This is a genomic window from Cupriavidus sp. DL-D2, assembly GCF_039710735.1.
In the GTDB taxonomy this organism is placed as follows: domain Bacteria; phylum Pseudomonadota; class Gammaproteobacteria; order Burkholderiales; family Burkholderiaceae; genus Cupriavidus.
Genome location: NZ_JBDKXK010000006.1, coordinates 88,217 through 99,859 on the forward strand (window position 1 = coordinate 88,217; position 11,643 = coordinate 99,859).

General features: G+C 63.0%; 9 protein-coding genes. 3 read left to right on the forward strand and 6 right to left on the reverse strand.

The window, feature by feature from the left end; translation table 11 throughout:
• The first annotated feature begins 81 nt into the window (after positions 1 to 81).
• Positions 82 to 996 (forward strand): aldose 1-epimerase, encoded by a 915-nt coding sequence (locus ABDB81_RS06205; protein ID WP_346810417.1) that lies wholly within the window; start codon positions 82 to 84, stop codon positions 994 to 996.
• Between the two features lie 54 nt (positions 997 to 1,050).
• Here the strand turns inward: ABDB81_RS06205 and ABDB81_RS06210 are convergent, their stop codons facing one another.
• Positions 1,051 to 2,073, reverse strand: coding sequence for a class 1 fructose-bisphosphatase (locus ABDB81_RS06210; RefSeq protein WP_137922970.1), 1,023 nt, complete (start codon positions 2,071 to 2,073; stop codon positions 1,051 to 1,053).
• 77 nt (positions 2,074 to 2,150) lie between these two features.
• Positions 2,151 to 4,844 (reverse strand): aminopeptidase N, encoded by a 2,694-nt coding sequence (gene pepN / locus ABDB81_RS06215; RefSeq protein ID WP_346810418.1) that lies wholly within the window; start codon positions 4,842 to 4,844, stop codon positions 2,151 to 2,153.
• Positions 4,845 to 5,019: 175 nt separating this feature from the next.
• Between pepN and ABDB81_RS06220 the strand changes: the two genes are divergently transcribed.
• Both ABDB81_RS06220 and ABDB81_RS06225 read left to right on the forward strand, forming a co-directional pair.
• The gene (locus tag ABDB81_RS06220; protein ID WP_137922972.1) at positions 5,020 to 5,673 is read left to right on the forward strand and encodes a DUF4136 domain-containing protein; all 654 of its coding nucleotides are present in this window, start codon (positions 5,020 to 5,022) and stop codon (positions 5,671 to 5,673) included.
• A gap of 212 nt (positions 5,674 to 5,885) precedes the next feature.
• Entirely contained in the window at positions 5,886 to 8,207 is a 2,322-nt protein-coding gene (locus ABDB81_RS06225) for an NADP-dependent malic enzyme (RefSeq protein WP_346810419.1), read from the forward strand.
• Positions 8,208 to 8,335: 128 nt separating this feature from the next.
• On the opposite strand, the gene ABDB81_RS06230 is transcribed toward ABDB81_RS06225, so the two are convergent.
• From ABDB81_RS06230 to puuE, 4 genes are all read right to left on the reverse strand, one after another.
• A complete protein-coding gene (locus ABDB81_RS06230) occupies positions 8,336 to 8,581 on the reverse strand; it encodes a hypothetical protein (protein WP_137922974.1) in 246 nt (81 codons plus the stop codon).
• A gap of 259 nt (positions 8,582 to 8,840) precedes the next feature.
• Positions 8,841 to 9,944, reverse strand: coding sequence for a porin (locus ABDB81_RS06235; RefSeq protein WP_137922975.1), 1,104 nt, complete (start codon positions 9,942 to 9,944; stop codon positions 8,841 to 8,843).
• A 214-nt stretch (positions 9,945 to 10,158) separates the two neighbouring features.
• On the reverse strand, positions 10,159 to 10,689 hold the full coding sequence (gene uraD, locus ABDB81_RS06240; RefSeq protein WP_346810420.1) for a 2-oxo-4-hydroxy-4-carboxy-5-ureidoimidazoline decarboxylase: 531 nt from the start codon (positions 10,687 to 10,689) through the stop codon (positions 10,159 to 10,161).
• Positions 10,686 to 11,630 carry an allantoinase PuuE gene (gene puuE, locus ABDB81_RS06245; protein ID WP_346810421.1) on the reverse strand — a complete coding sequence of 315 codons (945 nt, stop codon included), beginning with the start codon at positions 11,628 to 11,630 and terminating at the stop codon, positions 10,686 to 10,688. Before puuE ends, uraD begins: the two co-directional genes overlap by 4 nt.
• Between the last annotated feature and the right edge of the window lie 13 nt (positions 11,631 to 11,643).

Genomic DNA, 11,643 nt, shown 5'->3' on the forward strand with positions numbered 1-11,643 from the left:
GAGCGCGGTTGAATCTGCCGCTGTAGTTCTCCCCTCTCCCGCAAGCGGGAGAGGGGAGCAAAAACAAGTGGAATGTTGAACATGCCATTGCTCTCCGCTGGCCCCATCCACACCCTCCGGGCCGGCCCCCACACCCTCGTCATCGCCCCCTCACTTGGCGGCCGCATGGCATCGTTTCAAACCACGCGTGCCAACGGCGTCGTCATCGACTGGCTGGCTCCACTCGACGTAACCCAAGGCTTCGACGCCCACCAGTGGCCCAAAACTGGCAGCTATCCTTTGCTGCCGTTCTCCAACCGCATCCGTCTGGGCCGCTTTCGCTGGAACGGCCGCGATATCGAATTGCCCGCTCATCCGGGTCAGGCCCACGCGATGCACGGCTTCGGTCATGCGCGGCCATGGACCGTGGAAGAAGACAGCGAAGACACCCTCGTCATGACACTCGCCCACACACCGGCCGGTGAAGACTGGCCATGGCCCCTCCGTGCGCGGCAGACCCTGCGACTCACCGAACGAGGACTCGAAATCGAACTGAGCTTGCGAAACGATGGCGACGACGCGATGCCTGTAGGCGGTGGCTTCCACCCATTCTTTGCCCGCGTGCCAGGGATGCGATTGCAGTTCGATGCCGCGCACGTCTGGCCTGCGGACGCCGGAGGCGTGGCCACTGCGCGTACCACCGTGGCGGAGCGCGAGCGTTTCCTGCGCGAACGCGATTTGCCGGAGGGTGATTTCAGTCGCTACTACGGCGCATGGAAGCGCGCGGCCACACTGAAGCGCCGCGATGGCGCAGCGCTGACGATCTGTGCCGGCGAAGGGCTCGATCATCTCGTGCTGCATGCCCCGTCAGGCGCTGACTTCTTTTGCGTGGAACCGGTGTCGCATGTGGCCGATGCCGTGAATCTTGCGGCGCGCGGTTGGGAGGGCACGGGCCTGCGGCGGCTGGAGCCGGATGCGTCGGTGACGTGGCGCATGCAGTGGGACATTGGCGCCTGAAATGAAGCGGGGCGCCCGAAGGCGCCCCGCTTGTTTTCATTCGATTGCCAGTGATCAGACCACCGGCTTCGAACCGTCTTCCTGGTGATAGCGGGTCACGCGATCCACTTCGTTCTTCGAACCGAGGATCACCGATACCCGCTGGTGCAGCTTGGTCGGCTGCACGTCGAGGATGCGTTCGTGGCCGTTCGTGGCCGCGCCGCCAGCCTGCTCGACGAGGAACGCCATCGGATTGGCTTCGTACATCAGGCGCAGCTTGCCTGGCTTCTCGGGTTCACGCTTGTCCCACGGATACAGGAACACGCCGCCACGGGTCAGGATGCGGTGCACGTCTGCCACCATCGAGGCAATCCAGCGCATGTTGAAGTTCTTGCCGCGCTCGCCATCCTCGCCGGCCAGGCATTCGTCGATGTACTTGCGCACAGGCGGAGCCCAGTGGCGCATGTTGGACATGTTGATCGCGAATTCCTTGGTGTCTTCCGGGATCTTCACGTCCGATTGCGTCAGCACGAAGCTGCCAGCCTCGCGATCGAGCGTGAACATGTGCACGCCATTGCCAACCGTCAGCACCAGCGTGGTCTGCGGGCCATAGACTGCGTAGCCGGCGGCCACCTGCTGCGTGCCCGGCTGCATGAAATCGGCCTCGGTCACGGTCTCGCCCGGCTTGGGCATGTGCAGCACCGAGAAGATCGTGCCGATCGACACGTTGACGTCGATGTTCGACGACCCGTCGAGCGGATCGAACAGCAGCAGGTATTCGCCCTTCGGGTAACGATTCGGGATCTCGTAGAACGAGTCCATTTCCTCGGATGCCATCGCTGCCAGGTGGCCGCCCCATTCATTGGCGTCGAGCAGCACTTCATTGGCGATCACGTCGAGTTTCTGCTGCGTTTCGCCCTGGACGTTGCCAGTGCCGGCCGAGCCGAGCACGCCGGCGAGGGCGCCCTTGCTGACGGCGTTGGAAATGGCCTTGCAGGAACGGGCAACCACTTCGATCAGCAACCGCAGTTCCGGCTGGATCGTGTTGTGTTTGCGCTGCTCCTCGACCAGATAGCGGGTGAGGCTGATGCGTGACATGGTGCGTTCTCCTTGGATGGCCGCCATTCTACAGGGCTGCCGCTAAGGACAGCCCGTTTTCGGTCGCCCTGGGGCGCTTAACTGGCCAGTGCCTTGCCCACGATCTCGCGTACATCGCGCGACAGCGTCGATGCAGCCGCCACCCGTTCCAGCGCGCTGCGCATCTGCTCGCGCAGCGGCGCTTCGTATTTTTGCCAACGATCCATCACACGGGCAAGGCGCGCCGCCACCTGCGGGTTGATCGCATCGAGCGCCAGCACCTGTTCGGCCCAGAACGCGTAGCCGGAGCCGTCCTGCGCGTGGAACTGTGCCGGATTGCCCGAGCAGAAGCTGAAAATCAGCGAGCGGGCGCGGTTCGGATTGCGAAGGTTGAAGGCCGGATGCTCCATCAGCGCGCGCACGGTATCGATGGTGCGCTTGCCCGCGTGCGGACCCACTTCGCCGCGCTGCATGCCTTGCAGCGAGAACCACTTGTCGATGACCAGCGCGTCGTTCTCGAAACGCTCGTAGTAATCGGTCAGCGCGTGTTCGCGGCCCGGCGCGAAGCTGTTGACCAGTGCAGACAGTGCAGCAAAGCGGTCGGTCATGTTGCCGCTCTGGCGATAGTGTTCATCGGCCAGTGCCTGCATGTCGGCGTCGCCCGAATCCGCCAGGTAGCCGAGCGCGAGGTTGCGCAGCGCGCGCTTGGCCATCGAGTCGGCATCGGGGCTGTACTCGCCCGGCGTGGCGTTGGATTGATACGCCGCCAGCCATTCGTTCTTGAGCGCGCGGGCCAGGCCCTCGCGCATGAACAATCGTGCGTAATGGATCGCAGCGGGATCGGCTACGGCCATGCGTTCGGCCAGATAGGCTTCGGCAGGCAGCATCAACGCCTGCTCGCGGAACGCCGGGTTCAGCGAACCATCTGTCAGCACCGTGCGGAAAGCGGAGACCAGTGCGGGATCGAGCTTCAGTTCGCGATTCGCCTGCACGTCCTGCACCAGTTGCAGCAATGCGCGCGTGGCCAGTCTCTGGCCGGCTTCCCAGCGGTTGAAGGCATCGCTATCGTGCGCGAGCAGGAACGTCAGTTCGTTGTCGCTGTACTCATAGTCGACGATGACCGGTGCCGAGAAGTTGCGCAGCAGCGAGGGCAGGGGAGCCTTGTCGCCAGTGGGCAGGCCCACGAAGCGGAACGTCTGCTCGGCCTGCGTGAAATCGAGCACCCGCGTGGTGACGGTTGGCTGTGATTCGCCATCGAGTTGCAGCGGCAGGTCGTTGCCTTCGGCGTCGAGCAGTCCGACGGCGAACGGAATGTGGAACGGTTGCTTGTCGGGCGAGCCCGCGCGCGTTTCGATGCCGACCTTCGGGCAGCGCTGCGACAACGTCAGCGTCAACACGCCAGCCTTGCCATCCCAGTGCGTCTTCGCGGTGACCACGGGCGTACCCGCCTGGCTGTACCACAGGCCGAACTGTGTGAGATCGCGGCCGTTGGCATCGGCCATCGCTGCGCGGAAATCGTCGCACGTCACAGCCTGACCGTCATGGCGTTTGAAGTACAGATCCATGCCGCGCCGGAAACCATCGCGGCCCAGCAGCGTCTGGTACATCCGCACGACCTCGGCGCCTTTCTCGTAGACGGTGACCGTGTAGAAGTTGTTGATTTCCTCGAAGCTGTCCGGGCGCACCGGATGTGCCATCGGGCCCGCATCCTCGGGGAACTGCACCTGACGCAGTACGCGTACATCCTCGATACGCTTCACGGCGCGGCCCGATTCCGAACCCATCATGTCCGCGGAGAATTCCTGATCGCGGAACACGGTCAGTCCTTCCTTGAGCGAGAGCTGGAACCAGTCGCGGCACGTCACGCGGTTGCCGGTCCAGTTGTGGAAGTACTCGTGCGCCACCACCGATTCGATATTGGCGAAGTCCACGTCGGTGGCGGTCTCCGCATTGGCCAGCACGTACTTCGTATTGAAGATGTTCAGGCCCTTGTTCTCCATCGCCCCCATGTTGAAGTCGCTCACGGCGACAATCATGAAGCGGTCGAGATCGAGTTCCAGTCCAAAGCGCCGTTCGTCCCAGCGGATCGAATGCACCAGCGAATCCATCGCGTGCTGTGTCTTGTCCAGATCCTGCGGCTCCACCCAGACCTGCAGCAGCTTGTCCTTGCCCGATGCGCTCTGGATCGTCTTCTCGATCCGTTCGAGCTTGCCGGCTACCAGCGCGAACAAATACGACGGCTTGCGGAACGGGTCTTCCCATACCGCTTCGTGCCGGCCGTCCGGCAGTTCGCGCTCGGACAGCAGGTTGCCGTTCGACAGCAACACGGGGCACGCGGCGCGGTTCGCACGCAGCGTGACGCGATAGGTGGCCATCACGTCGGGGCGGTCGAGGAAGTAGGTGATGCGGCGGAAGCCTTCGGCCTCGCACTGCGTAAAGAAGTTGCCGTTCGACACATAGAGGCCGGACAGCGTGGTGTTGGCGGAAGGATTGCACGCGACGGTGATTTCCAGCGTGCCCTGCGCGGGCAGGCCGGTCAGCGTCAGCGTGTCGTCTTCGTGGCTGAAAGCGGTGAACGGGTGGCCGTCCAGGCGGATGCCAACCAGTTCGAGCGCTTCGCCCGTGAGCACCAGCGGCACGTCCGTGGAGGCGGTACGTTGCAGGGTCAGCGTGCTGGTGACGATGGTCCGCTGCGGATCGAGGTCGAGCACCAGCTCGACGTGGTCGATGGCGAACGCGGGCGGAGTATAGTCCTTGCGATAGACGGTAACGGGCGTATCGGTGCGCAGCATGGGGAAATCCTGTCTTCGGAGTGACCGGGGGCGGAGGGCCGTGCGGAACGGTCCGGGAAGTCCTCATTGTAGCCAAGGGGTCGCCGGCTTGCGCTGAGGCAGCTTCTGCATGGGAATTCGCACAGCCGGTTCGTGTCTGAGGAAACGGGTCGACCAACAGGGGTGAGGTATTGCGATGTGGCAAGACGTGTTGAGATGGGGACGCTGGGGCCTGGTGGCGCTCGGCGCGCTGTGGCTGTCGGGGTGCGCAAGCACGATCACAACCGAGGTGACCGCATTCCGCGAAGCCACTTGGCAGAACGATGCGCCGCGCACCTATGCCTTTGATCGCGCGCCCCAGCAGGAAGGCCAGCTCGATCGGCAAACCTACGAACTCTGGCTGGCGCAGGCGCTGTCCGGCCTTGGTTTCGAGCAGACGCCCGCCGCGCAGGCCCGCTACCGGGTGACGATGGACTATGACGCGACGCCGGGCTTCGTGCGCGTGGCGGAAACCTACTACCCCGATCCCTGGTACGGCCCGTGGGGTCCTTACTGGGGACCGTATGGCTGGTATCGCCCCTACGGCCCCTATGGCTGGGGGCCGGGATACTGGCCGCCGCAGACCGTGGTACGCGACGTGCCAGTGACATTCTCGAACCTCCGCGTCTATTTCAAGGACGCGGCCAGCGGCAAGCGCGTCTATCAGGTGACGGCACGCAACACCACCGAAGGCGGCAGCCTGACCGGTGTCATGCCGTACATGATCCGCAGCGCGTTCCTGGATTTCCCGGCCGAAAGCGGAAGACCGCGTCGCGTCACGCTCGAAGTGGAGAAGGAAAAGAAGCCGTAAGGCAGCCAAGTCAGAGGGGTTGCGTGCCGCATGCATTCGTCGACATTCGTCCACTGATGAGACGACGCGCAGTGCCTGCCACTCGGCAACACGATTTTTGCGCGCAGCCCCGTGAAAAACCTTGATTTGCGCATTGCAAAGGGCCGCCAGCACGTATTGACTGGGCTAGAATGGCCCCTCGATTTTTTTCGCCTTCTCTCCTGGACACGCAGATGAGCAGCAAGACTCGCGGTGATGCACCGCAACATGCCCCGAACAGCCCCGAAGCGCAATTGCGTCTGGCGGCACTCGAATATCACCGCAGCCCGACCAAGGGCAAGATTCAGGTAACGGCCACGAAGGCGCTGTCGAACCAGCGCGACCTGTCGCTGGCCTACTCGCCTGGCGTGGCGTATGCGTGCGAGGAGATCCACAAGGACCCGGCGATGGCTGCCGAGTACACCTCGCGCGGCAACCTCGTGGCAGTGATCACGAACGGTACGGCAGTGCTGGGTCTGGGCGACATCGGCCCGCTGGCCGGCAAGCCGGTGATGGAAGGCAAGGGCTGCCTGTTCAAGAAGTTTGCAGGCATCGACGTGTTCGACATCGAACTCGATGCACGCGACCCGGACAAGATCGTGGAAATCGTAGCCGCGCTGGAGCCCACGCTCGGCGGCGTGAACCTTGAAGACATCAAGGCGCCGGAATGCTTCTACATCGAGAAGCAACTGCGCGAGCGCATGAACATTCCCGTCTTCCACGACGACCAGCACGGCACCGCGATCATCTCCGCCGCCGCACTGCTGAACGGCCTGAAAGTCGTGGGCAAGGAAATCGGCAAGGTCAAGCTGGCGGTCTCGGGTGCGGGCGCCGCAGCTATCGCTTGCCTGGACACCATGGTCAGCCTCGGCGTGAAGCGCGAGAACGTCTTCGTGGTGGATTCGAAGGGCGTGATCTTCCAGGGCCGCGATGCCAACATGGAAGCCAACAAGGCCCGCTACGCGCAGGACACCACGGCCCGTACGCTGGCCGATATCGTCGATGGCGCCGACGTGTTCCTGGGGTGCTCCACCGCAGGCGTGCTGACGGGCGACATGGTCAAGACGATGGCCGACAAGCCCATCATCCTGGCACTGGCGAACCCGGAGCCGGAAATCCGCCCGGAAGTGGCCAAGGCCGCGCGTCCGGACTGCATCATCGCCACGGGCCGCTCGGACTATCCGAATCAGGTCAACAACGTGCTGTGCTTCCCGTACATCTTCCGTGGCGCGCTCGATTGCGGCGCGACGAAGATCACGGAAGAAATGAAGCTGGCCTGCGTGAAGGCGATTGCCGAACTGGCCGAAGCCGAACTCAACGATGCCGTGGCCGCAGCCTACGGTGGCCGTGAACTGAAGTTCGGCCCCGACTACATCATCCCGACGCCGTTCGACCAGCGCCTGATCGAGAAGATCGCACCGGCCGTGGCCAAGGCTGCCGAGGAATCCGGCGTGGCAACGCGTCCGATCCAGGATCTCGACGCCTATCGTCAGCAACTGTCGAGCTACGTGTATCACACGGGCCTGATCATGAAGCCCGTGTTCTCCGCTGCGAAGGCAGCGCCGAAGCGCGTGGCCTACGCCGAGGGCGAAGAAGAGCGCGTGCTGCGCGCCGTGCAAAGCGTGGTCGATGAAGGCCTGGCACGTCCGATCCTGATCGGTCGTCCGCACGTGATCCAGATGCGTATCGAGAAGGCTGGCCTGCGCCTGCGTTCGGGTGTCGATTTCGAACTCATCAATCCGGAAGACGATCCGCGTTACCGCGCCTACCACGAGGCTTACCACGCGCTGCGTGGCCGCGATGGCGTGACGCCGGACATGGCCAAGGTGGCACTGCGCCGCTCGAACACGCTGATCGGCACGATGCTGATGCACATGGGCGATGCGGACGCGCTGCTGTGCGGTACGGTAGGCCGTTTCGAAGCACACCTGGAACATGTGCGCGACGTGATCGGTCTGGCGCCGGATGCCAAGGTATTTGCGGCGATGAACGCGCTGATGCTGGAGAAGCACACGCTGTTCATCACCGACACCTTCGTCAACGACGATCCGAGCGCCGAGGAACTGGCGGCAATCGCGCAACTGGCGGCGCAGGAAATCGCGCGTTTCGGTCTGCATCCGAAGGCAGCGATGATGTCGCACTCGATGTTCGGTTCGTCGAACCGTCCGTCGGCGCAGAAGATGCGTGAAGCCGCAGCGATCCTGGCCCGCGTGGCGCCGGAACTGGAAGTCGAAGGCGAAATGCAGGGCGATGCCGCACTCGACGAAGACGTGCGCCGCCACTTCCTGCCGAGCACGAAGCTGGCTGGCAGCGCCAACCTGCTGGTCATGCCGACGCTGGATGCGGCCAACATCGCGTTCAACCTGCTCAAGATGACGGGCGGCCAGGGCGTGACGGTGGGTCCGATCCTGCTGGGCGCGGCCAAGCCGGTTCACATCCTGAACCCGCAGGCCACCACCCGCCGCATCGTCAACATGACGGCCGTGGCCGTGGCGGAAGCCAACGCGATCCGCTGATCCGCTGATCCGAGTAGAGTCGAAAAAAAACCGGGCCGCCTATGCGGCCCGGTTTTTTTTGTCGGTGCGCTGGCACTTCTGCCGGGGTGTCAGCGCGTCGGCGAGTCAGTACGCACAGTCGTGCCCGCTCACTGCAGCACGTTGTACTGCTCCCGCATCACCACGATGATCGAACGGGCGGCGGCCATTTGCTGCGACAAGTCATCGAAGCACTCCTGGCGGAGATCGACCTCAGCACTCCAGTTGCAACCCGTATGGTCCGGCTGATGCACACGCATCGCGTGCAATTCCATCTCGCCGCACTCCGGGTTGTTGTCCAGGCATTGGCTCAATATGGCCATGAGTTCCGATCGGGACTTCACATAGCGCCGCATGCGTCACCTCTCTCGTCCTGATTTACGTGGTCCGGCACACAGTCCGGAAAACCAATCTAGGTAGAAGAGAACATAGTCGCCAATTGAAAGCGACTATGAAGCAGCCGTTTCCCATCCTGCTGCCGTTGCGCAACGTCTTGCTGCGTCGCAGCATGTTGTGCGCAGCATTGTGCCGGCGAGCGGCGCCTGGCGCGCACGAAAGCGCATGAAAAAAGCCTGCCGCGAGGGCAGGCTTTCAGGGCTGCTGTATACCTTGCGATCAGAACTTGTGACGCACGCCCACGCCGAAGCTGTCGCCGTGCTCGAGGCCCGTGATCTTGTCGTAGTAGTACGCGGCGTAGACGTCGGTACGCTTCGACAGGTTGTAGTCGTAGGCCACTGCCATCGTGTTGCGCTTGAAGCTCGACAGCTCGTTCAGCACACGGCCATACGTGTACGACGCCAGGATGTTGCCGGCGCCCACGGGAATCGACACGCCACCCTGACCGTCGATGTGCTTGATGTCGCCGTTCACATTGTTGTTCACGTCGGTCTTGATGTACTGGCCTTGCAGGAACACCTTGACGACCTTGAAGTCGTACGAGGCGCCGGCCTGCACTGCCGTCTGCTTGTCGAAGCCGACGATGTACGGCGTGTTGGCGTTTGGCGTGGTCGGTGCGTTGGTCAGGTCGAACGGCGTGTTGTCGAACTTGACCTGCTGGAATGCCACCGTGGCTGCCACAGGACCCGAGAAGTAGGTCACGTTGCCGCCCCACTTGGCCTTGCTGGCGTTGCCGGCCGACTCACCCGCGCTGTAGATGAAGTTGGCGGTCAGGCCACCAAAGTTCGGCGTCGAGTAGACGATCGAGTTGTTCCAGCCCGAATCGCCGATGATGCCCGGGTCGTACACGCGGCCATTGTTCGCGCCGAAGTACGTGTGGAAAATCATCGGGCTGAAGACGTACGAGTCAACCAGCGGATTGAACAGGATCGTGGAGACGAAGTAGGGCGTGGTGTTGCGGCCCAGCTTCACCGAACCATAGCGATCGTTCTGCAGGCCGACATACGCATTGCGGCTGAACATCGAGTCGCCGTTGAAGCGGCCCATGCTGCCGGAGTCGGTGCGGAAGAAACCGTTCAGGTCGAAGATTGCCTTCGTGCCCAGGCCCAGGTCTTCCGTACCCTTGATCCCCCAGTACGACGTTTGCATGCCACCCGAGTTGGCAACGTAGGCGCGGTCCGCGCCGCCCACGCTCTTGATACCACCGACGAACATGTCAGCCTGGCCATACAGCGTGACGCTGGATTGGGCCATGGCCGCGCCGGAGAAAAGGGTAGCCGCGATTGCCGCCAGCTTGAAAGCCGGCTTGTACTGCTTCTTCATGTTTAAGACCTCCGTGGTTGTAATGCTGCTCAGAACGTTTTTTCTTGTGTGCCGGAACCCTTCAGGGTTTCTTTGGTACTACGTCCCTCGGCCGCGCTCGGAAGTCTGACTGTGCATTGGGGACCGGCGCGGCCGGGGACGTTGTTTGACAGCAGGCATGGCTCGCTGAACGTCCCTGAATTTCTCTCTCTCTTCTACCGTTATGGTTTTGATTTCAGGCGGATACTAAGTCGTTCAACCGGAACTGCGCAATGCGATGGATCTGGTTGATGCAAGTTTGCAACTCGACATCGGGTGCGTTCTCCAAACGCCTTGCAAAAGCCTCGATGATGCCGTGGCGATCGTAGCCACGAACAGCCAGGATGAAGGGGAATCCAAACTTCTGGTTGTAGGCCGCATTCAGATTCTGGAGGCGCTGGAATTCCTCCGGCGTGCATTGATCCAGTCCGGCACCGGCCTGTTCCCGCGTGGACTCCGCGGTCAGTTCGCCGCGCACCGCAGCCTTGCCCGCAAGCTCCGGGTGAGCGCGTACGAGCTTCAGTTGGGCCTCCTTGCCGGCTGCATCCACGGCACCGCGCAATGCGGTGGCGAGTTCCGCCGTGTTGGCGAAAGGTCGCTGCTTCGATGCGGCTTCGGCAAACCACGGCGAGTGCTCGTAGATGCCGCCGAGGACTTTGACGAATTCTGCTTCGGGCAGTCCATTGATCTGCGCGATGGTGTATGGGTTGTGGGTCGTTGTGCTCATGCCTGGCTCCGGTGGGGATGGGTTTCGATCCAGTGGCGTGCGATATCGACACGCCGGCAGATCCACACCTTGTCGTGCGACTGCACGTAGTCCAGGAATTTCTGGAGCGCGCGGAAGCGGCCCGGGCGGCCCAGCAGTCGGCAGTGCATGCCCACCGACAGCATCTTTGGCGCGTCGAGTCCGCTCGGGTCGCCCTCGGCATACAGCACGTCGAACGCGTCCTTCAGGTACTGGAAGAATTGATCGCCGGTATTGAAGCCCTGCGGCGTGGCGAAGCGCATGTCGTTGGAGTCGAGCGTGTACGGCACCACCAGGTGCGGCTTCTTCTCGCCACCGGTGACTTCCACTTCGGTCCAGAAGGGCAGGTCGTCGCCGTAGTAGTCGGCGTCGTAGAGCAGCCCGCCGTGTTCCACGACGAGGCGGCGTGTGTTGGGGCTGTCGCGGCCCGTGTACCAGCCGAGCGGCATCTCGCCGGTCAGGTCCCTGATGATCTGCATGCCGATGCGCATGTGCTCGCGCTCGGTGGCTTCGTCCATGCCTTGGTAGTGGATCCAGCGCCAGCCGTGGCAGGCGATCTCGTGACCGAGTTCGACGAACGCGCGCGTGAGTTCGGGATGGCGCTGCAGTGCCATCGATACGCCGAAGATGGTGAGCGGCAGCTTGCGTTGCTCGAACTCGCGCAGGATGCGCCAGACGCCGGCACGCGAACCGTACTCGTAGACGCCTTCCATGCTCATGTGCCGCGCGGGGTAGGCCGCGGCACCGATGATCTCGGACAGGAACTGCTCGGAAGCGGCGTCGCCGTGCAGCACGCAGTTCTCGCCGCCCTCCTCGTAATTGAGCACGAACTGCAGCGCGATGCGTGCGCCGCCCGGCCAGCGGGCGTGCGGCGGCTGGGCGCCGTAGCCGATGAGATCGCGTGGATAGTTATCGTGTTTCATCTGGTTATGTTTG

Bases quoted from the DNA above. Each gene is read 5' to 3' on its own strand.
- ABDB81_RS06205 (WP_346810417.1), top strand. From the start codon at position 82: ATGCCATTGCTCTCCGCTGGCCCCATCCACACCCTCCGGGCCGGCCCC.
- ABDB81_RS06210 (WP_137922970.1), bottom strand. From the start codon at position 2,073: ATGTCACGCATCAGCCTCACCCGCTATCTGGTCGAGGAGCAGCGCAAA.
- pepN (WP_346810418.1), bottom strand. From the start codon at position 4,844: ATGCTGCGCACCGATACGCCCGTTACCGTCTATCGCAAGGACTATACT.
- ABDB81_RS06220 (WP_137922972.1), top strand. From the start codon at position 5,020: ATGTGGCAAGACGTGTTGAGATGGGGACGCTGGGGCCTGGTGGCGCTC.
- ABDB81_RS06225 (WP_346810419.1), top strand. From the start codon at position 5,886: ATGAGCAGCAAGACTCGCGGTGATGCACCGCAACATGCCCCGAACAGC.
- ABDB81_RS06230 (WP_137922974.1), bottom strand. From the start codon at position 8,581: ATGCGGCGCTATGTGAAGTCCCGATCGGAACTCATGGCCATATTGAGC.
- ABDB81_RS06235 (WP_137922975.1), bottom strand. From the start codon at position 9,944: ATGAAGAAGCAGTACAAGCCGGCTTTCAAGCTGGCGGCAATCGCGGCT.
- uraD (WP_346810420.1), bottom strand. From the start codon at position 10,689: ATGAGCACAACGACCCACAACCCATACACCATCGCGCAGATCAATGGA.
- puuE (WP_346810421.1), bottom strand. From the start codon at position 11,630: ATGAAACACGATAACTATCCACGCGATCTCATCGGCTACGGCGCCCAG.